20 protein-coding genes are annotated in these 20,409 nt (G+C 69.2%); 7 read left to right on the top strand and 13 right to left on the bottom strand.

Translation table 11 applies throughout. From position 1 onward, the window contains the following. Positions 1-14: 14 nt before the first annotated feature. The gene (locus AC5WJ1_RS00465) at positions 15-698 is read left to right on the top strand and encodes an ABC-type transport auxiliary lipoprotein family protein (protein WP_135704120.1); all 684 of its coding nucleotides are present in this window, start codon (positions 15-17) and stop codon (positions 696-698) included. Between the two features lie 20 nt (positions 699-718). After that, positions 719-2,017 carry a VanZ family protein gene (locus tag AC5WJ1_RS00460; RefSeq protein ID WP_133094982.1) on the top strand — a complete coding sequence of 433 codons (1,299 nt, stop codon included), beginning with the start codon at positions 719-721 and terminating at the stop codon, positions 2,015-2,017. A gap of 30 nt (positions 2,018-2,047) precedes the next feature. Here AC5WJ1_RS00460 and pxpA read toward each other — a convergent pair whose 3' ends face one another. The 6 genes from pxpA to AC5WJ1_RS00430 all read right to left on the bottom strand — a co-directional run bounded on the left by pxpA (position 2,048) and on the right by AC5WJ1_RS00430 (position 6,959). Beyond that, the gene (pxpA, locus tag AC5WJ1_RS00455) at positions 2,048-2,788 is read right to left on the bottom strand and encodes a 5-oxoprolinase subunit PxpA (RefSeq protein ID WP_133094981.1); all 741 of its coding nucleotides are present in this window, start codon (positions 2,786-2,788) and stop codon (positions 2,048-2,050) included. Between the two features lie 76 nt (positions 2,789-2,864). Continuing rightward, positions 2,865-3,884, bottom strand: coding sequence for a 5-oxoprolinase subunit C family protein (locus tag AC5WJ1_RS00450; protein WP_434033241.1), 1,020 nt, complete (start codon positions 3,882-3,884; stop codon positions 2,865-2,867). Further along, positions 3,881-4,531, bottom strand: coding sequence for a 5-oxoprolinase subunit PxpB (gene pxpB / locus AC5WJ1_RS00445; RefSeq protein ID WP_133094979.1), 651 nt, complete (start codon positions 4,529-4,531; stop codon positions 3,881-3,883). Before pxpB ends, AC5WJ1_RS00450 begins: the two co-directional genes overlap by 4 nt. A 120-nt stretch (positions 4,532-4,651) precedes the next feature. Beyond that, entirely contained in the window at positions 4,652-5,647 is a 996-nt protein-coding gene (gene lipA / locus AC5WJ1_RS00440) for a lipoyl synthase (protein WP_133094978.1), read from the bottom strand. Positions 5,648-5,687: 40 nt separating this feature from the next. Next, the gene (gene lipB, locus AC5WJ1_RS00435; protein WP_135704116.1) at positions 5,688-6,425 is read right to left on the bottom strand and encodes a lipoyl(octanoyl) transferase LipB; all 738 of its coding nucleotides are present in this window, start codon (positions 6,423-6,425) and stop codon (positions 5,688-5,690) included. A gap of 165 nt (positions 6,426-6,590) precedes the next feature. Further along, positions 6,591-6,959, bottom strand: coding sequence for a DUF2917 domain-containing protein (locus AC5WJ1_RS00430; RefSeq protein WP_029047785.1), 369 nt, complete (start codon positions 6,957-6,959; stop codon positions 6,591-6,593). 248 nt (positions 6,960-7,207) lie between these two features. Between AC5WJ1_RS00430 and AC5WJ1_RS00425 the strand changes: the two genes are divergently transcribed. Beyond that, positions 7,208-8,164 (top strand): transcriptional regulator GcvA, encoded by a 957-nt coding sequence (locus AC5WJ1_RS00425; protein WP_133094976.1) that lies wholly within the window; start codon positions 7,208-7,210, stop codon positions 8,162-8,164. A gap of 1 nt (position 8,165) precedes the next feature. Here the strand turns inward: AC5WJ1_RS00425 and AC5WJ1_RS00420 are convergent, their stop codons facing one another. The 7 genes from AC5WJ1_RS00420 to AC5WJ1_RS00390 all read right to left on the bottom strand — a co-directional run bounded on the left by AC5WJ1_RS00420 (position 8,166) and on the right by AC5WJ1_RS00390 (position 16,258). Continuing rightward, entirely contained in the window at positions 8,166-9,263 is a 1,098-nt protein-coding gene (locus tag AC5WJ1_RS00420; RefSeq protein ID WP_494476289.1) for a tyrosine recombinase XerC, read from the bottom strand. 10 nt (positions 9,264-9,273) lie between these two features. Further along, positions 9,274-9,954: a DUF484 family protein gene (locus tag AC5WJ1_RS00415; protein ID WP_133094974.1), complete on the bottom strand. Its 681-nt coding sequence runs from the start codon at positions 9,952-9,954 to the stop codon at positions 9,274-9,276. A 79-nt stretch (positions 9,955-10,033) separates the two neighbouring features. Continuing rightward, positions 10,034-11,176, bottom strand: a complete 1,143-nt coding sequence (gene rodA / locus AC5WJ1_RS00410) for a rod shape-determining protein RodA (RefSeq protein WP_133094973.1) — start codon at positions 11,174-11,176, stop codon at positions 10,034-10,036. A gap of 11 nt (positions 11,177-11,187) precedes the next feature. Beyond that, a complete protein-coding gene (gene mrdA / locus AC5WJ1_RS00405; protein ID WP_195427760.1) occupies positions 11,188-13,479 on the bottom strand; it encodes a penicillin-binding protein 2 in 2,292 nt (763 codons plus the stop codon). Between the two features lie 46 nt (positions 13,480-13,525). After that, positions 13,526-14,038: a rod shape-determining protein MreD gene (gene mreD / locus AC5WJ1_RS00400; RefSeq protein WP_029047791.1), complete on the bottom strand. Its 513-nt coding sequence runs from the start codon at positions 14,036-14,038 to the stop codon at positions 13,526-13,528. After that, the gene (mreC, locus tag AC5WJ1_RS00395) at positions 14,035-15,018 is read right to left on the bottom strand and encodes a rod shape-determining protein MreC (RefSeq protein WP_494476288.1); all 984 of its coding nucleotides are present in this window, start codon (positions 15,016-15,018) and stop codon (positions 14,035-14,037) included. Before mreC ends, mreD begins: the two co-directional genes overlap by 4 nt. Before the next feature lie 196 nt (positions 15,019-15,214). Further along, on the bottom strand, positions 15,215-16,258 hold the full coding sequence (locus AC5WJ1_RS00390) for a rod shape-determining protein (RefSeq protein ID WP_008648066.1): 1,044 nt from the start codon (positions 16,256-16,258) through the stop codon (positions 15,215-15,217). A 634-nt stretch (positions 16,259-16,892) separates the two neighbouring features. Here AC5WJ1_RS00390 and gatC point away from each other — a divergent pair. The 4 genes from gatC (at position 16,893) to AC5WJ1_RS00370 (ending at position 20,381) form a co-directional block, all read left to right on the top strand. Then, entirely contained in the window at positions 16,893-17,192 is a 300-nt protein-coding gene (gene gatC / locus AC5WJ1_RS00385; protein WP_133094970.1) for an Asp-tRNA(Asn)/Glu-tRNA(Gln) amidotransferase subunit GatC, read from the top strand. Between the two features lie 101 nt (positions 17,193-17,293). After that, positions 17,294-18,799, top strand: a complete 1,506-nt coding sequence (gatA, locus tag AC5WJ1_RS00380) for an Asp-tRNA(Asn)/Glu-tRNA(Gln) amidotransferase subunit GatA (protein WP_133094969.1) — start codon at positions 17,294-17,296, stop codon at positions 18,797-18,799. A gap of 2 nt (positions 18,800-18,801) precedes the next feature. Continuing rightward, on the top strand, positions 18,802-19,260 hold the full coding sequence (locus tag AC5WJ1_RS00375) for a hypothetical protein (RefSeq protein WP_135704110.1): 459 nt from the start codon (positions 18,802-18,804) through the stop codon (positions 19,258-19,260). Positions 19,261-19,292: 32 nt separating this feature from the next. Further along, the gene (locus AC5WJ1_RS00370) at positions 19,293-20,381 is read left to right on the top strand and encodes a dienelactone hydrolase family protein (RefSeq protein ID WP_195427776.1); all 1,089 of its coding nucleotides are present in this window, start codon (positions 19,293-19,295) and stop codon (positions 20,379-20,381) included. The last annotated feature ends 28 nt before the right edge of the window (positions 20,382-20,409 follow it).

Genomic DNA, 20,409 nt, shown 5'->3' with positions numbered 1-20,409 from the left:
CGACGACCATCGCCATGCCAGACAACGACAACCGCCAAGGCCTCGCCGTGATCCCTGCCACCGACAATTCACGCCGGACCATCCGCCCCCGCACCGCCGCCACACTGCTGGCGCTGGCCGGCGCCGCGCTGGTGCTGTCCGGCTGCGCGCTATCGCGCGGGACGCCGACCGTCACGTACGACCTGGGGCCGTCCGCCGCGCTTGCCGGCACGGCAGGCAATGCTGCCGGCGCAGCGCCCGCGCCGCTGCCCAGGCTGCGCGTATCGCAGACCGACGGCCCCGACTGGCTCGAAGGCAATGCACTCTACTACCGCCTGCTGTACGCGCAGGCGCAGCGGCTGCAACCCTATGCCACGCAGCGCTGGGTGATGTCGCCGACGCGCCTGTTCGACGAGCGCCTGCGCGAGTCGGTGGCGGCGCGCGGCGGGCTGGCCTGGGCCGGCGATACCAGCGTGCCGGGGCTCAAGGTCGACCTGCTGGCCTTCGAGCAGGTGTTCGACAGCACCACCACCAGCCAGGGCGTGGTGCGGCTGCGCGCCACCGTGTTCCACCGCGGCCAGCTCGGCCAGCAGACCTTCGAGGTGCGCCGGCCCGCGCCCAGCGCCGACGGCGCCGGCGGGGTCAAGGCGCTGGCCGAAGCCAGCGACGCCGCCATCGCCGCGCTGCTCGACTGGACCGCCACGCTGCCGCTAAAGTAAGACAGACAAGGAGATTTGCCATGGAGCCGGCTGCCCCGCCGCCCTCCGCACCGCCCCCGGCGCCGGCTGCGCAACCGGCGGCGCCACCGATGGCGCAACCGGCGGAAACTGCGACCGTGACCGAACCCTCCGGCCCGCAGTATTCGCCGCTGGCCCGCGTGGGGCTGATTTGCTTCACGCTGCTGGTGGTGTATGCCAGCCTCTACCCGTTCTCCGGCTGGGTCGACAACGGCATCTCGCCGTTCGCCTTCGTCACCGCGCCCAAGCCGCGCTATATCACCGACTTCGACCTGATGACCAATGTCATCGGCTATGTCCCCTTCGGGGCGCTGGTGGTGCTGTCGCTGCATCCGCGCATGTCGGGCGGGCGCGCGACGCTGGTGGCGCTGTGCGCCGGCGCGCTGCTGTCGGCCTGCATGGAGGCCTTCCAGACCTGGCTGCCGAACCGGATCTCGTCCAACATCGACCTGATCACCAATGCGCTGGGGGCGCTGCTGGGCGGCGCGGTGGTGGCGCCGTTTACGCACGCGCTGATCGACGACGGCCGGCTGACGCGGCTGCGCCATGCCTGGTTCGAGCCGCATGCCAGCTTTGCCATCATCCTGCTGATGCTGTGGCCGTTCGCGCAGATCTTCCCGCAGGAGCACCTGTTCGGCATGGGCGGCATCGTGCGCGAATGGCTGACCGATCCCGAATCCTGGCCGATGCAGGTGCTGCAGATGCTGTTCCCGCGGCTGGAGGCGTGGCAGGTCCACATCGGCCTGCGGCCCGAGGACATGCAGAGCCAGCAACTGCTGGAATCGCTGGTGACCGCCAGCAGCTGGATCGGCACCGGCCTGTTCGCCTCGATCGCCATGCGCCGCAACGCGCCGATGCTGCGCATCCTGGCCGGCCTGCTGGCTGCCGCGCTGCTGATCAAGGCCACCGCGGCCGAGTTGCAGTTCCCGGCCGACAGCGCCTTCAACTGGCTGTCCGAAGGCGGCCGCTTCGCGCTGCTGACCAGCTCGCTGGTGCTGGCGCTGCTGTTGTACCTGCCGCGCTGGCTGCGCGCGGTGCTAGCGATGGTAGCGCTGCTCGCGCTGGTGGTGCTGACCAACGTGCTGCCGTCGAATCCCTATGCATGGATTTCCGAGCAGGGCTGGCGCATGGGCCGCTTCATCCACTTCAACAGCCTGGCGCAATGGCTGGGGTGGCTATGGCCGTTCCTGGCGTTCTGCTATGTGATCTGGCGCTTCGAGCAGGTCAGCCTGCGCCGCCACGCCATGAAGAAGGCCGCGGCGCGCCGCGAGTCGGCCGCGGCCGGCACGCAGGAACCGTGACTGCGTGATTGCGGGGGGCGCTGTCAGTTGTCAGTTGCCGGCGCGGATGGCAATGCCCTCGGCGGTGAGCCGTTCGCGGATGCGGCGCGCAAAGGCCAGCGCATGGGCACCGTCGCCGTGCAGGCACACGGTCTCCGCCTGGATCGGCACCCAGGTGCCGTCGATGGCGCGCACGCGCTTCTCGCGCACCATGGTCAGCGTCTGGTTCAGCGCGACTTCCTCGTCCTCGTGCAGGGCGCCGGGCGTGCCGCGCCTGACCAGCGTGCCGTCGGGGTTGTAGCCGCGGTCGGCAAACACCTCCTGCTTGACGCGCAGTCCGGCCTCCCTGGCGATGTCGATCATGTGGCTGCCGGCCAGGCCGAAGAACACCAGGTCGGCATCGAAATCCCGCACCGCGCGCACGATGGCGCGCGCCAGCACCGGGTCGCGCACGGCCTGGTTGTACAGCGCGCCGTGCGGCTTGACGTGGTGCAGCTCGCCGCCCTGCGCGCGCACGATCGCCTCGAGGGCGCCGATCTGGTACAGCATGTCGGCATAGACATGCTCGGGGTCGCGCTGCATCTCGGTGCGGCCAAAGTTCTCGCGGTCCGGATAGCTCGGGTGCGCGCCGATGGCGACCCCATGCTCCAGCGCCCACTTCACCGTTTGCACCATGGTGGCGGCGTCGCCCGCGTGCCAGCCGCACGCTATGTTGGCGGAACTGATCAGCGCCAGCAGCGCCTCGTCGTTGCCGCAGCCTTCGCCGAGGTCGGCGTTCAGGTCGATCTGCATTGCCGTTCTCCCGGGCGGTGCGGTGACGGGGCCGCGATACCGCCTTCTGTCGATGTGTACAAATACCGCGGACGGCTCAGGCCGCCGCGCGGGTCAGCGTGCGCCGGCGCGCGGCGATGGCCATGCCGTCGCCCTGCCATTGCAGCGCCTGTTCGATCTGGCGCAGGTAGCGGTCCAGCTCCGCCTGCGCGGCAGCGGCCTGTGCCAGCGTCACCGGCACGAAGCGCACGGCCGCGCCCAGCGGCACCTGCGCCAGCCGCCACAGGTCGGCGCCGATCACCACGCCGATCTTGGGATAGCCGCCGGTGGTCTGCGCATCGGCCATCAGCGCGATCGGCTGGCCGGCCGGCGGCACCTGCATCACGCCCGGCACCACGCCGTGCGACAGCAGGTCGGCGCTGCGCTCGGCGCGGCGCGCCAGCGCGGGGCCGTTCAGGCGCAGGCCCATGCGGTTGCTGTTGGGCGTGACAACCCAGTCGGACTGCCACAGCGCCTGCTGCGATTCCGCCTCGAAGTCTTCATACTCCGGGCCTGGCAACATGCGCACCGGCATGGCCTTGCCGCTGACGTCCGCGGGCAGCGCCCACGCCGGCGCCTGCACGCCGATCCAGTCGCCATCGGCCGCCAAACCCGCGCGTCCCACCGGCAAGCGGTCGCCCTCCTGCAGCGCGCGGCCATCCAGGCCGCCAAAGGCGGCCTTCAGGTCGGTACTGCGCGAGCCCATCACCGGCTCCACGGCAATGCCGCCTGCCACGCACAGATAGGCATGTGTGCCGCCACGCGCCGGCGGCAGCACCAGGATCTCGCCGGCGTGCGCGTCGAAGGCATGCCAGGACCAGACCGGCGTGCCATCCAGCGTCGCGCCGCACTCCGCGCCAGCCAGCGCGACGCGCATGTCCGCATGGAAGCGGACCGCGGCGCGTCCCAGCGTGAATTCAATGGCGGCGCACCCGGGCGCATTGCCCAGCAGCCGGTTGCCGACCGCCACGGCCAGTGTATCCATCGCCCCGCAACTGCCCACGCCAATATGGCGGAAGCCGGTACGGCCCAGGTCCTGCACCGAGGCGAGCGCGCCAGGTCGGATGATTTCGATCACGCGATGATTTCCTCGGCGACAAAGCGCACGGTATCGCCGGGCGCCAGCAGGGACGGCGGATCGCGATCCGCGACGAAGAGTGCGATATCGGTGTGGCCGATCAGCTGCCAGCCGCCCGGCAGCACCGCCGGATAGATGCCGGTCTGCTCGCCGCCGATGCCGACCGAGCCGGCCGGCACCGCCAGCCGCGGCTCGCGCCGGCGCGGCGTGGCCAGCTCGGGCACCAGCCCGCCCAGATAGGCAAAGCCAGGCTGGAAACCCACGAAATAGACAACATACTCGCCGGCGGCATGGCGGCGCGCCACTTCACGCGGCGACAGCCCGGTGTGCGCGGCCACGTCGGCCAGGTCCGGCCCATGCCCACCGCCATAGCGCACCGGGATCTCGACCACCTTGCCGGTGGTGTTGCGCGCCTCGCCGGAGGCCCAGGCCTGCTTCAGGCCGCGCTCCAGCCCTTCGACATCGGCGCTGCCGTCGAAGATCACCGTCAGGTTGTTCATGCCCGGCACCACGTCGACCACGCCGCGCCACCCTTCGGCCCGCGCCGCCATCGCCCAGATGCGGCGCTGGACCTCGAGCGATGCGGGCGGCGCCACGCTGTAGAGCAGCGCTCGTTCGGCGAGGCGGTGGATGGTGCAGGGGCTCATGGGATTCCTGGTAGCGCACTTTTTACCAGTGTAGGCTGGCAGCCCGGGGAATGCGATGCGCAAAGCAAAACGGCCGGGATTAGTCCCGGCCGCTCTGACAAGTCATGAACCCGATGCTGCTCAGGCAAACCCCGCCTGATGCGCCTGCTGGTCAGCATGGTACGAGCTGCGCACCATCGCACCCACGGCAGCGTGGGTGAAGCCCATCTTGTAGGCCTCTTCCTCGAACATCTTGAAGGTGTCCGGGTGCACGTAGCGCAGCACCGGCAGGTGGTGGTTCGACGGCGCCAGGTACTGGCCGATGGTCAGCATGTCGATGTCGTGCGCGCGCATGTCGCGCATGACTTCCAGGATTTCCTCGTCGGTCTCGCCCAGGCCGACCATCAGGCCGGACTTGGTCGGAACGTTCGGATTGCGGCGCTTGAATTCCTGCAGCAGCTTGAGCGAGTGCGCGTAGTCCGCGCCCGGGCGGGCCTGCTTGTACAGGCGCGGCACGGTTTCCATGTTGTGGTTCATCACGTCAGGCGGGCAGGCCTGCAGGATGTCCAGCGCCTTGTCCAGGCGGCCGCGGAAGTCGGGCACCAGCACTTCGATGCGGGTGTCGGGCGACAGCTCGCGCGTCTGCGAGATGCAATCCACATAGTGCTGGGCACCGCCGTCGCGCAGGTCGTCGCGGTCGACGCTGGTAATCACCACGTAGTTCAGCTTGAGCTGGGAGATGGTGCGCGCCAGGTTGCCGGGCTCGTTCACGTCCAGCGGATCCGGGCGGCCGTGGCCGACGTCGCAGAACGGGCAGCGGCGCGTGCACTTGTCGCCCATGATCATGAAGGTGGCCGTGCCCTTGCCGAAGCATTCGCCGATGTTCGGGCAGCTGGCTTCCTCGCACACCGTCACCAGGTTGTTGGCGCGCAGGATGTCCTTGATCTCATAGAAACGCGAATTGCCGGTGGCGGCCTTCACGCGGATCCAGTCCGGCTTCTTGAGCTTTTCGGCCGGCACGATCTTGATGGGGATGCGTGCGGTCTTGTCGGCCGACTTTTGCTTGCGGGTCGGGTCGTACGCCTCCGCGGGGGACTGCGGGGCTTCGCTGGAAGTGGCGATCAGGGCGTCGCTCATACATTTCTCCGCACGCGCTCAGCGTGCATTTCGCTTTTGACTAGGAGGCCAGGGCCGGGTCGGCATTCACGTCGGCGGCTTCAGCCGCCAGCACGCGGGATTCGTGCGCTGCCAGCACTTCGCACAATGCAGCCGCCAGGCGCTGTGCGATGTCGGTTTGTCGTGCCGCGGTCACGGGCATGGGGGCGCCATCGGCATCCGCCACCGGGCAGGTGGCGCCCGCGGTCGCCATGTCGACCGTTTCCAGTCCGGCATAGCCGCAGGGATTGATGCGCAGGAACGGCGACAGGTCCATCTGCACGTTGAGGCTGACGCCGTGGTAGCTGCAGCCGTTGCGGATCTTGAGGCCGAGCGCGGCAATCTTGGCGCCCTGGTGCGGCCCGTCGGACAGGTAGATGCCGGGGGCGCCGGGCTTGCGTTCGGCTGCGAGATTATACGCCGCGAGCGTGTCCAGCACTGCCTGCTCGATGGCGTGGACCAGCTCGCGCACCATCAGGTGCCGGCGGCGCAAATCGAGCAGCAGGTAAGCCACTACCTGGCCTGGACCGTGATAGGTGATCTGGCCGCCACGATCGATCTGCACTACCGGGATGTTGTCGTCAGGCGACAGCAGGTGTGCGGGATCGCCCGCCTGGCCCAGCGTGTAGACCGGCGGATGCTCGACCAGCCAGATCTGGTCGGGTGTCTCGGGGGAGCGTGCGGCGGTGAAGGCGCGCATCGCGTCGAAACACGGCTGATAGTCCTCGCGGCCGCGTTCGATGATCTGAATCGGATGCATGGCGAGAGTGTAACGAAAAGGGCCGGCTTGCGCCGGCCCTGCTCTGCTCCCGTCAGTCTTGCCGCACCGAGGACTTGCCGCTTGCGTCACGCGGCCAGGCCAGGCGCAGATGCGCGTGGCGCCGGTGTAACGCGGACGAATCCCCGCCCGCTTCCCGCGTCGGCTTCAGGATGCGGCCGCCTGGTCCTGGTTAGGCGTCCATTCCGTGCCTCGAACCAGCCGGCGCAGGCTGCGGTACACCAGGTGCGGCACATCCGCCAGCGCCAGCGCCGGACGCCGCGCCTCGGCGATCAGCGCCAGGCGTACCGGTTCCTGCGCGCGCGGGTCAATGCTGACCACCACCTCGTCGCCGGAGCGGAGCAACAGGCTGCCGCCACAACGCAGCCAGTAGTCTTCCGAATCGCCTTCGCGCGTCAGCCACACGTCCATGCCATTGGCTTTCTCGACATGCAGGCGCTGGGCGGCGTGCACCGACAGCGCGGTGACTTCGCCAGGATTCAGGGTGAACACGGTCGTTGTGAGCACGGTTTTCATCGAAGTTCTCCGTTCAGCCGGCCGGGGGCACTTGCGCCACGCTATCGCGATGCGGCAACGAATCCACTGAAATTGGCCCGGCAAGGGGACCAGGCCAGTTAAACCTTGTGGAATTCGCTGTTAAGTAAGTCGCTACAGCGGGGGCCGGTGATGGAATATTAGTGATTGCCCTGACACTATCAAAACGATATATTTTCTTTGTTCTTGTTAGTCAAACTCACATACACCCGACTTCACCGGAGGCAGCCATGGCCTGGAAAAGCGCCTGGGAAAAGGACCTGCCGCGCGGCTGGCACCGCGAACTGCCGCGCCTGCCGGCACTGACCGCCCTGCGCGCGTTCGAGGCGGCGGCGCGCCACGAGAGTTTTTCGCGCGCGGCGACGGAGCTGTTCGTCACCCACGGCGCGGTCAGCCACCAGATCCGCGCGCTGGAAGACGAGCTGGGCCTGCCGCTGTTCGAGCGCCACGGCAAGCGCGTGGCGCTGACCCCCTCGGGCCGCATCTACGCCGAACGCGTACGCGACGCGCTGCTGCAAATCGCCGATGCCACGCGCGTGCTGCAGGCCGGCAACCGCGACAAGCGCCTGACCATTAGCACCATGCCCTCGTTCGCCGCGCGCTGGCTCACGCCGCGCATCGGCAGCTTTATCGAGCGTCATCCGGAGCTCGACGTCGAGCTGCTGTCGTCGAACACGCTGGTCAACTTTGCCCATGAGGAAGTCGATATCGCGCTGCGCATGGGCAGCGGCGACTATCCCGGCCTGTATGTGGAAAAGCTGCTCGACGACGTCTTCTTCCCGATGTGCAGCCCCAGCTTCAACGGCGGCCGGCTGCCACAGAAACCGGAGGAGATGGCCGGCCTGCCGCTGCTGCGCGGCGAGGGCGATCCGTGGAAACCGTGGTTCGAGGCCGCCGGGCTGGACTGGCCCGAGCCGCGCAAGGGCCTGCTGATGGAGGATTCGTCGCTGCTGCTGCAGGCCGCGTCGGAGGGCCAGGGGATCGCGCTGATCCGCTCGTCGCTGGCCTACAACGACCTGCTGGCGGGGCGCGTGGTGCGGCTGTTCGACGTCAGCATCCCGTGTCCGTGGCTGCTGTACTTCGTCTGTGCGCCGGGCTCGCTCAACCTGCCCAAGGTGCAGGCCTTCCGCAGCTGGCTGATGCCGGAGATCGAGCGCTTTCGCGAGGTGCTGGCGCAGTGGGAGTGAGCTAGTCCTCGGCTTCGTCCGCTTCGTCCACTTCGTCCGCTTCGTCCGCCTCGTCGGGCGGTGGCGCCGAACGCCGTCCCGCGCGCGGGTGCGCCTTGTCGTAGACGCGCGCCAGGTGCTGGAAATCCAGCGCGGTATAGATCTGCGTGGTCGAGATGCTGGCGTGCCCCAGCATCTCCTGCACCGCGCGCAGGTCGCCCGACGACTGCAGCACGTGCGTGGCAAACGAGTGCCGCAGCATATGCGGATGCACGTCGGCCGGCACGCCGGCGCCCAGCGCCTGCTGCTTGAGCCGCAGCTGCACCGTGCGCATCGACAGCCGGCGCCCGCGCGGTCCCAGGAACAGCGCGTGCGCGTCGTCGGGTGCCGCGCCGGGGCGCAGCAGCGTGTCGCGTACCGCGATCCAGGCGCGCAGCGCCTCCATGGCCTTGCTGCCGACCGGCACCGTGCGCCGGCGTGCGCCCTTGCCGGTCACCGTCACTTCGGCGCCAGCCAGGTCGAGCCAGCCGCTGGACCGGTAGCCGTCGGCGTCGGCATAGCGCAGGTCCAGCTGCACCAGTTCCGACAGCCGCAGCCCGCTGGAATAGAACAGTTCATACACCGCATGGTCGCGCAGGGCCTGGGCATCGGTGCCGGCGCTGTGGGCAACCAGCGCCACCGCATGCTCGACCGACAGCGCCTTGGGCAGCGCATGGCCGGAGCGCGGCGCGCGCACGCCTTCGACCGGATTGACCGTCACGCCATGGCCATGCCGCGCCGCCCACTGGTAGAAGCCGCGCCACGCCGACAGCGTGCGGGCGATGCTGGTGCCCACCAGCCCGCTGCCATGCAGCCTGGCGGCGAAGTTGCGGATATGGTGGGTCTGCAGCGCCAGCAATGCGACGCCGCTCGCGTAGCGCGTGGCATGCGCCTGCAGCACGCGCAGGTCGCGGCCATAGCTGGCGAGCGTATGGTCGGCGAGCTTGCGGCTGCCGCGCAGCCAGTCGAGATACTGTACGACCAGCGGATCGGCCGGCCGATCTGACGACGGCGACGGCGGCGGCGCGCCGTCATCCGCCAACGCGGGAGCGGGCTGGCGCGGCGGCCGGCGTGCGCTCACGGCATTGGCCTCAGTCGCGCAGGCGGTTCAGCGCGGCGCCGGCGACTTCGCCGATCTGCGCCAGGTAGGCGGTGCCCATGCCTTCATGGAAGCGGCGCGGATCGGGAGATCCCAGCACCAGCAGGCCGAACGCCGTGCCCTGCACGTCCGCGCCGGCATCGGCCGCGCGCACGGGCACGCGCAGCGCGACCATCGCCAGCGAAACGATGTCGTCGCGCTCCAGCAGCGCTGCCGCCTCGAAGCCGCTGTTGGCGCCGCAATACGGCGCGCGCAGGCCCTCGGCAAACAGGCGCATGTCTTCGCTGGCATCCTGCGCGACTTCCATGTGGGCGTATTGTTCGGCCACGTTCCACAGGCGCAGCGCGACCGCGGGCACGTCGAACGCCTGCTGCAGGCCGTCCTGCACGGCATACGGCAGCGCGTGCGAATCGGCCTCGGCCAGCAGCCGCAGCTGCCAGTCGTGCAGGCGCTGCTGGGTACGGTCGTTGTCGTGGCCATGGCGTACCAGGTCGGCCAGGCGCAGCTCCAGGCCCTTGTTCTTCTCGCGCAGGATTTCCATCTGGCGTTCCTGCAGCGACACGGCGCGATGGCTGTGCGGGCTGGTCAGCTGCACGGTGGCCAGCAGCTCGGCGTGCTCTTCGAAGAATTCGGGATGGCTCTGCAGGTAGGCGGCAACGTCTTGGGCGTTCATGGGGCTTGGACCGGTAGAGGAAAATTGGGTGGCAGTTTAGCAAAGGGGAGCCGCGCCCCCCTTTCCTGTGCCGCCCGCGCTACGTCTGTATCAACCGCTTCTGCCGCGAAATACTCAGCAGGAGCCCAACCCCCGCCCCCAGCGTCACCAGCGCCGTCCCGCCATAGCTAATCAGCGGCAGCGGCACGCCAACCACCGGCAGGATTCCGCTGACCATGCCCATGTTGACGAACGCATAGGTAAAGAAGATCAGCGTGATCGACCCGGCCAGCAGCCGCGAGAACAGCGTCGGCGCGTTGGCGGCGATGAACAGCCCGCGGAAGATCAGCAGCAGGTAGAGCACCAGCAGCAGCGCATTGCCGATCAGGCCGAACTCTTCGGAGTAGACCGCGAAGATAAAGTCGGTGTGCTTCTCGGGAATGAATTCGAGGTGGGTCTGCGTGCCCTTGAGGAAGCCCTTGCCCTCGACCCCGCCCGAGCCGATCGCGATGATCGACTGGATGGTGTGGAAGCCCTTGCCGAGCGGATCGCTGGTCGGATCGAGCAGCGTGCATACGCGGTGCTGCTGGTAGTCGTGCAGCACCGGCCAGTTCACGCCCGGCGCGCAAATGTCGTTCTGGAACGTGATCAGCAGCGTGATCGCCACCACCAGCAGCCCCAGCAGCGGCAGGATCAGCTTCCACGACAGCCCGGCGAAGTAGATCACATACAGGCCGGCGGCCATCACCAGCAGCGCGGTGCCAAGGTCAGGCTGCTTGGCGATCAGGCCAACCGGGATCAGCAGCAGCCCCAGCGCGACGATGAAGTCGAACCACCGGATCACGCCCTCGCGCTTCTGGAAGTACCACGCCAGCATCAGCGGCATCGAGATCTTCATGATCTCGGACGGCTGGATCACCATGCCGACATAGAGCCAGCGGCGCGCGCCCTTGCGGATCAGCCCGAACATGGCCACCGCGATCAGCAGCGCCACGCCGACCGTGTACATCGGCACCGCCACCCGCATCAGCGTCTGCGTGGGCAGGTAGGCAATCACGAGCATCACCACGTACGACAGCAGGATGTTGCGCAACTGGTCTTCGACGCGGCCCGGCATGTCGATGGCGGCCGAGTACAGCGCGACGACGCCGGTGGCAAACAGCAGGAAGACGATCAGCGAAAGCGGCTTGTCAAAACCGGTCAGCGCGGTCTTGATCAGGGACATGACGCGGCGGCGATCCATGCGCGTCTCCTTCAGCGGGTGGCGTCGGCACCGCTGGCCGCCTTGGCGGACACGGGCTTGACGCGAGGTTTGGGCGCGGGCGCCCTGGCGGGCTGCACGGCGGGGGCGGAGGCCGGCTGCGGCGCGGGCTTGCTGTGGCCGAGGGCCTGCAGCATGCGCTGGTCCAGCGTCTCGACGGCCGAGGCCGGCGCGATCGCCTCGGCGTTCAGCGCGGCGGCAATGGCCTCCGGCGTCACCGGCTGCGCGCCGGAAGCCGCGGCCACGGCGCTCGCGGGCGCGGCACCGGAGGACATCACCGTGGCACTGGCAATGCTGGCGGTCTGGCCGGTGGTGAACACGCTCGGCGTATCCACGGGCGGACGGCCGGCCACGCGCTCGCTGGCCGGGGGCGCCATCGCCTCCAGTTCGGCCGGCCACTTGCCGGTCAGGTAGTAGTCCATCAGCTTGCGCGCGATCGGCGCGGCAACCGCGGCGCCGAAGCCGGCGTTCTCGACGATCAGCGCGATCGCGATCTTCGGCTGGTCGGCCGGCGCGAACGCGGTGTACAGCGAGTGGTCGCGCTTGTGCTCGGCCAGCGCGTGGTGGTTGTACTTCTCGCCCTTGGACAGGCTGTAGGTCTGCGCCGTGCCGGTCTTGCCGGCCGACTCATAGGCCGCGCCGGCGAACACGCGCGCCGCGGTGCCGGCATGCGTCACCGCCACCATGGCGCGCTTGATCACGTCGATGTCGGCCTGCTTGAACGGGATCGTGTAGCTTTCCTTGGGCACCGTCAGCGTGCGCTTGCGCGTGACCGCGTCCTCGACCGCCTTGACCAGGTGAGGCTTCATCACCTTGCCGTTGTTGACGATCACCGAGGTCGCCTGCGCCAGCTGCAGGATGGTGAAGCTGTTGTAGCCCTGGCCGATGCCCAGCGAGATGGTCTCGCCGTCATACCACTTCTGCTGCTCGGGCTTGCGGTAGGCGCGGCGCTTCCACTCGGTCGACGGCAGGATGCCGCGGCTTTCGCCCTCGATGTCGATGCCCGTGATCTGGCCGAAGCCCAGCGGCTTCATGAAGTCATGGATGCCGTTGACGCCCATGTCGCGCGCCAGCGCGTAGTAGTACGTGTCGCACGAATGCACGATCGAGCTGTGCATGTCGACCCAGCCGTGCCCGCCCGGCTTGTCATCGCGGAAGGTGTGGTTGCCCAGCGTGAAGAAGCCCGGGTCCGACATGCCCCACGCCGCGGTGCGCTTGCCGGTGCTCAGCGCCGCCAGCGCCATGAACGGCTTGTAGGTCGAGCCCGGCGGATACGTGCCACGCAGCGGGCGGTTCAGCAGCGGCTTGTCGGGCGAGCCGTTGAGCTCGTTCCAGGTATTGGTATCGATGCCCTCGACGAACAGGTTGGGATCGAAGGTCGGCTTGGAAACGAACGCCAGGATGTCGCCGGTGGTCGGCTCGATCGCCACCAGCGCGCCGCGGCGGTCGCCGTAGAGCGCCTCGGCCAGCTGCTGCAGGCGGATGTCGAGCGACAGGATCAGGTTATTGCCCGGCGTGGCGGGCGAGGTCGACAGCGTGCGGATCGGGCGCCCGCCGGCGCTGACTTCCACTTCCTCGAAGCCGGTCAGGCCGTGCAGCTCGGTCTCGTAGCTCTGCTCCAGGCCGATCTTGCCGATGTAGTTGCTGCCCTTGTAGTTGTCGGCGTCCTTGCGCGGATCGTACTTGGCGCTGTCGGCATCGTTGGCCTCGTCCATGGCCTCGATGCGCTCCTGGTCGCGCTGCGAGATGCGGCCCAGGTAGCCGATCACGTGCGAGGCCGACTCGCCCAGCGGGTACTGGCGGAACAGCCGTGCGCGCACGTCCACGCCGGGGAAGCGGAAGCGCTGCGCGGAGAAGCGCGCCACTTCGGCATCGGTCAGCTGGCTGCGGATCGGCAGGCTTTCAAAGCTGCGCGACTCTTCCATCAGCCGCTTGAAGCGGCGCCGGTCGCGCGGCTGGATCTCCACCAGCGTCGACAGGCTTTCGATGGTGTTTTCCAGCGTATCGGTCAGCTTGGACGGCGTGATCTCCAGCGTGTACGCCGAATAGTTGCGCGCCAGCACGATCCCGTTGCGGTCCATGATGATGCCGCGGTTGGGCTCGATCGGCGCCACCGAGATGCGGTTGTCCTCGGCCTTGGCCGAGTACTGGTCATGCTTGTACCACTGCAGCCACAAAAAGCGCGCGAACAGCAGGCCAAAGCAGATCACCGTGAACAGGGCCGCGGCCGCCACGCGGATGCGGAAGCGGCCGATTTCCAGTTCGACGTTGCGGATTTCGGTCATAGTACTGCGCGGGGCCTGTTAGGGACGGGTGGCGTCAAATCTGGCGTCAGATCGGACGCGTCTCGTCGACATCGCTCGAACGGCGCTGCGGCGCCAGCAGCAGGCTGGTCGCCAGCGGCCACAGCAGCGCCTCGATCGCCGGCGCCAGCAGCAGCGGCCAGCCGGGCAGCGGCGCGCCCATCGCCAGGCGGATCAGCACCGGCACCGCGTGCGCGATGAACAGCAGCGGCAGCACGTGCAGCGCCTGGGTGTAGACCGTGAACCACAGCACGCGGCGGTGGATGGTGATGGCAAAGTAGGCCAGCAGCGTATAGGCCAGCGCATGCTCGCCCAGCAGGCGCGCATCATGCACGTCCATCAGCAGGCCGAGCGCAAAGGCCACGCCCATGCCCACCTTGCGCGGCTGGTGGATGTTCCAGAACACCAGCACCAGCGCCACCATGTCGGGGATCCACAGCGTGTCGCCCCACGGCATCAGGTTGAACAGGAACGCCAGCACGAAGCTGAGCGCGATAAAGGCGGGATTGACCGGCCGCAGCAGGTATTGGGGGTTGGTCACCGTTGGCCCTCCCTGGCGTCCCTGGCCTCTCTGGCGGAAGGCGCCTTGGCCGCCGCGGCGCTGGCCGCTGCCGCGCGTGCGGCGGCGGACTTGGCGCCCTTGACCGGCGCCTCGGGCTTGGCCTCGACGGTCTCGCGCGGCGGGATCGCGGAGTCGTAGCGCACCACCAGCAGCTGCCGGTGCGCGCGCACGCCTGCCACCGGCTCGCAGTAGATGCGCGAGAACGCGGTGTCGGCCTTGCGCTCGATATGGACGATCTTCGCCACCGGCAGCCCCGGCGGATAGATGCCGTCCAGCCCCGACGTCACCAGCAGGTCGCCCTGCTGCAGGTCGGCGGCGGCGGCCATGAAGCGCAGGTCCAGCTGGCCCGCGCGCGCGCCGCCGAAGGCGACGCTGCGCAGGCCGTTGCGCACCACCTGCACGGGGATCGCCTGGTCCTTGTCGGTCAGCAGCGTCACTTCGGACTGGAACGGCGACACGCGCGTGACCTGGCCCACCACGCCGCGCTCGTCGATCACCGGGTAGCCGGCGCGCAGGCCCTGCTGGCTGCCCTTGTCGATCACGATGCGCTGGCTGTAGGGGTCGCGCGCGTCATAGAGGATCTCAGCCGCCGTCACCGGCGTGGCCGATTGCTGGGCCAGGCCCAGCAGCTTGCGCAGCTGGTTGTTCTCGGCCTCAAGCTGCGCCTGGCGCACCGAGGCCTCGGCCTGCTGCACGGCGATCTGGCGCAGTTCGCGGTTCTCGGAGGCGAGGATCGCCGAAGACTGCGCGTAGTCGAACACCGTGCGCAGCGCGTCGCGTGGCACCAGCACCAGGCGTTCGACCGGCATCAGCACGGTGGCGGCCACCTGCCGGCCAACGCTGAGCGCGTTGAAACGGGCGTCGATCACCAGCAGCGCCAGCGCGATGCCCACGTAGAGCACCAGCCTGGCGACAGCGGAGGAGCCTTGCTTGAAGAGCGGCGGAGGAGAGTAATCCATTTACCCGAACGCAGGCCGGTGCACGCATGCGAATGCCGCAAACACCGCGCCGCCCGCGGTGCCGCGCCCGGGGTGGGCACGGCGCCGCAGGGCGGCGGGCGTTGCCGGGGCGATCCCCCGGCGGATGCGGCGCCGCGACACCGCCCTGATCCAACGATCCGGCAGGCCGCGCATCGCCACGTGCAGTTCCTGGTGCTTACTCGTAGGAGAAGATGCTGCCCAGCTTGTCCATGCGTTCCAGCGCCATGCCGGAGCCGCGCACCACGCAGGTCAGCGGGTCTTCGGCGACCAGCACCGGCAGGCCGGTTTCCTCGGCCAGCAGGCGATCCAGGTCGCGCAGCAGCGCGCCGCCGCCGGTCAGCATCATGCCGCGCTCGGCGATGTCGGCGCCCAGTTCCGGCGGGGTCTGTTCCAGCGCGATCTTCACCGCCGACACGATCTGGTTCAGCGGGTCGGTCAGGGCTTCCAGGATTTCATTGGACGAAACGGTAAAGGCGCGCGGGATGCCCTCGGAAAGGTTGCGGCCCTTGACTTCCATCTCGCGGACTTCGGAGCCCGGGAAGGCCGAGCCGATTTCCTTCTTGATCGCTTCGGCGGTCTGCTCGCCGATCAGCATGCCGTAGTTGCGGCGGATGTAGTTGACGATGGCCTCGTCGAACTTGTCGCCGCCGACGCGCACCGAACCCTTGTAGACCATGCCGCCCAGCGAGATGATGCCCACCTCGGTGGTGCCGCCGCCAATGTCCACCACCATCGAGCCCGACGGCTCCGACACCGGCAGGCCGGCGCCGATCGCGGCCGACATCGGCTCCTCGATCAGGTACACCTGGCTGGCGCCGGCGCCCAGGGCGGATTCACGGATGGCGCGGCGCTCGACCTGGGTCGAGCCGCACGGCACGCAGATGATGATGCGCGGGCTCGGACGCAGCAGCTTGCTGTCGTGCACCATCTTGATGAATTGCTTGAGCATCTGCTCGGTGACGGTGAAGTCGGCGATCACGCCATCCTTCATCGGGCGGATCGCCTCGATGTTGCCCGGCACCTTGCCCAGCATCTGCTTGGCTTCCTTGCCCACCGCCGTGATCGTCTTCTTGGCGTTGGGGCCGCCTTCCTGGCGGATCGCGACGACCGAGGGCTCGTCCAGCACGATGCCCTTGTCGCGCATGTAGATCAGCGTGTTGGCGGTGCCGAGGTCGATCGCCAGGTCGTTGGAGAAGTAGCTGCGGAGAAATCCGAACATCAGGAGTCCTGTCTGTGATGGTGTTCGCGGGTAGGCGAAGCGGCCGGCGCCACGGGCGGCCCGGCCACGAATTGCTTGGGTGTTGAATACGGAATGGTTCTCGGCTTCCCGGCCCGCCCACGCTCCGGCGCGGTGGGCCCGGGCCGGGTGCTGGATTGGAGTCGGGTTCGGCACCGCCGCCGTCATGCCGCGCAGGCCGGCCCTACGGGAACCTTTGATTAGACCTCGCGAGAAAGTTCGCGACGATGCGCACGAAAATGTGCAGGCACCGGCGCGTCATGACCCGTTGCATTCGGGCGTGTCGTGGCCGGTGGCAAAGGCCTAATCAGAGGACCCAGGTTCGCCCTTCGGGCACCTTCGGCCGCCAGGCACGGCGGGCCAGCCGGGGACCGGCTTGCGGCAAAGTGACGAAGGCGTTGCCAAAGGTCGGGAGCACGCAATGATACCTTATAATTCCTGCTGCTTCGGGCGTTTACGGCCTGAAAAACCCTGTAATTCCGATGGCTCCGTTGCGCCGTTGCAGCGTCCCGGAGCCGCCCTGTCCGACCGCGCGACGCCACCGCCGCACGGCCGGCCGCCGGCCGCTGCCGGCACCTTCCGCATCCGAGCATCCGAGCATCCGAACCACCACGCCATGGCCCTCGACCTATCCGACGTCAAGCGCATCGCCCACCTGGCCCGCATCGAAACCAGCGATGACGAGGCCGAACAGACGCTTGCGCAGCTGAACAACTTTTTCTCGCTGGTCGAGCAGATGCAGGCGGTCGACACCACCGGCATCGAGCCGCTGGCGCACCCGCTGTCGGCCGTACGCGACATGGTGCAGCGCCTGCGTGACGATGCAGTCACCGAGAGCGACCGCCGCGACGACTACCAGCGCCCCGCCCCGGCCACCGAGAACGGGCTGTACCTGGTGCCCAAGGTCATCGAGTGACCTGCGCCGGCCGCGCGCTGCCAATCCTTGTCGAAGCTTGCAGGATCTTGCCGCCCGGCCGACCCAGCCAGTACGCCACCCCGAATGCCAACCCGACTGTCATGCCCTTTTCCGCTGATTCCGTGACCTCCCTGCGCCAGCTCGCCGACGCCCTGGCCGCGCGCACCGTCTCCGCCGAGGAACTCGCGCGCGAGTACCTGTCCCGCATCGAGCAGGCCGCCGCGCTCAACGCCTTTATCCACGTCGACCCCGAGCGCACCCTGGCGCAGGCGCGCGCCGCCGACGAGCGCCGCGCGCGCGGCGAGGCCGCGCCGCTGACCGGCGTGCCGGTCGCGCACAAGGACGTGTTCGTCACCCGCGGCTGGCGCGCCACCGCCGGCTCGAAGATGCTGGGCAACTATGAAAGCCCGTTCGACGCCACCGTGGTCGAGCGCATGGCCGCCGCCGGCATGGTCACGCTGGGCAAGACCAACATGGACGAATTCGCGATGGGCTCGTCCAACGAGAACTCGCATTTCGGCCCGGTGCGCAACCCGTGGGACACCAGCCGCGTGCCCGGCGGCTCGTCGGGCGGCTCGGCCGCGGCCGTCGCCGCCGGCCTGGCGCCCGCCGCCACCGGCACCGACACCGGCGGCTCGATCCGCCAGCCGGCGTCGTTCTCGGGCATCACCGGCATCAAGCCGACCTACGGCCGCGTGTCGCGCTACGGCATGATCGCCTTCGCCTCGTCGCTGGACCAGGGCGGCCCGATGGCGCACTCCGCCGAGGATTGCGCGCTGCTGCTCAACGCCATGGCCGGCTTCGACCCCAAGGACTCGACCAGCATCCCGCCGGAGCAAGGCGGCGTGGACGAGGACTACACGCGCCTGCTGGGCCAGCCGCGCGCCGGCGCCAGCGCCGAGCGCCCGCTGGCGGGCCTGCGCATCGGCCTGCCGAAGGAATACTTCGGCAAGGGCCTGTCGGCCGACGTCGAACAGGCCGTGCGCGCCGCGCTGGCCGAGTATGAAAAGCTGGGCGCCACGCTGGTGGAGGTGTCGCTGCCCAAGACCGAGCTGTCGATCCCGGTGTACTACGTGATCGCGCCGGCGGAGGCTTCGTCGAACCTGTCGCGCTTCGACGGCGTGCGCTATGGCCACCGCGCCGCCGAGTACCGCGACTTGCTCGACATGTACAAGAAGAGCCGCGCCGAAGGCTTCGGCCCGGAGGTCAAGCGCCGCATCCTGGTGGGCACCTATGTGCTCTCGCACGGCTACTACGACGCCTACTACCTGCAGGCGCAGAAGATCCGCCGCATCATCGCCGACGACTTCCAGCGCGCCTTCGCCCAGTGCGACGTGATCATGGGCCCGGTGGCGCCGACGGTGGCGTGGAAGCTGGGCGAGAAGACCTCGGACCCGGTGCAGATGTACCTGGCCGATATCTTCACGCTCTCGACCAGCCTGGCCGGCCTGCCCGGCATGAGCGTGCCGTGCGGCTTCGGCGATGGCAACATGCCCGTGGGCTTGCAGCTGATCGGCAACTACTTCGACGAGGCGCGCCTGCTGCAGGCCGCGCACGCGTTCCAGCAGGCGACCGACTGGCACCTGCGCCGCCCCGCCAAGGCCTGACCATGAACCCGACCTTCCTCCGGCTGCTCGCCGCCCTGGTATTCGCCACGCTGGTGGCGGGCTGTATCCAGCTGCCGATCATCGGCAAGCCCACGCCCATCGCCAGCCGCGACATCGACCTGGCCGGCGACTGCCGCCGCACCGAGGAAGACGGCTTCCGCGAGGACGCCCAGCTGCGCGTTTCCGACAACACCGTGCAGCAGCTATCGTGGAAGCTGTGGGTGGGCCGGCGCGGCTCGTGCACCTTCAACCTGGCCGACTTCCGCCAGGTCCAGAGAAAGCCGCATATCGAGCTGCGCGCCAACGACGGCAGCGGCTGCAAGCTGATGGTCTGGCAGGACCCGCGCCGCGTCACGCTGGCGCATGCCAACTGCCAGCAGCGCTGCACGCCCGGCATCTATGAACAGGCCTGGCCCGTGATGTTCGAGCCCGGCAGCGGCGGCTGCGCCGCCACGCGCTGATAACCGCAGATACCGCAACCGACATGCCGCGCATGCCCGCCTTCCGGCCCCACCCTGCCAGCGCCAGCCGCGCCGCGCGCCGCGCTGCGGCGGTGATGGCGCTCGGCCTGGTTGCGTGGTCGGGCGGCGCCGCGGCGCATGCACCCGACCTGCCGCCGCCGGCGCTGGTACAGCCGCCGCTGCTGTCGCCGGCCGGCGCGCTGGCGCCGGGCACGGTGACGCGCCAGGGAGCCGGGCCGGCGACGGCAGCCACCAGCGCGGCGCCGGTGCCCGCGCAGCGCGTGCTGCTGCGCGGCGATGCCGCCACGCCGGCGCTGACCGCCTACTGGTTCGTGCCGCGCGAAGGCGCCACGCCGCGCGCATTGCCGGTAGTGGTGGCGCTGCATGGCTGCGGCGGCCTGCTGTCCCCGCGTGACCCCATGGCCACCAGCGACGGCGCCGACGCCTCGGCGCTGCTGCAGCAACGCTACCGCGAATACGCCCAGTGGCTGACCGCGCGCGGCTACGCCGTGCTGATGCCCGACAGCTTCAGCGCCCGCGGCAAACCGCACGGCATCTGCACCGAGCCGATCGACAACCGCGGCATCGACGACCGCACGCGCCGCGCCGATGCGCTGGCCGCATTGCGCTGGCTGGGCAGCCAGCCGGGCGTCGACCCCGCGCGCATCGTGCTGCTGGGCTGGTCCAACGGCGCGCAGGCGGTGCTGGCCACCGTCGACGCCAGCCGCCCGTGGCCGGCCGGCACGCCGCAGGTGGAACGCGCCGTCGCGTTCTATCCCGGCTGCAAGCGCGCGGTGCGCCAGCACGATTACCGGCTGCGCACCCCCATGCTGCTGATGATCGGCGGCGCCGACGACTGGACGCCCGCGACGCGCTGCGCCATGCTGCAGTCCGCCGTGCTGGCGCGCCAGCCCAACGCGCGCTTCCGGCTCGAGATCTACCCCGGCGCCCATCACGGCTTTGACGGCACCAGCGAGCTGCACGTCCGCCACGACGTGCCCGCTGCCGGCAACGGCGGCGGCGTGCGCAAGGCGCGCGCGGTGACCGTCGGCGGCGACGCGGTGGCGCGCGCCGCGGCGCTCGCGCAACTCGATTCCTGGCTCGCCAGCCCCGACCCCTGAGGCGCACCGAGGGCCCGCAGCCAGACAG

The organism is Cupriavidus sp. MEYA8 (genome assembly GCF_059278825.1).
This window is presented reverse-complemented; position numbering and strand designations above follow the sequence as displayed.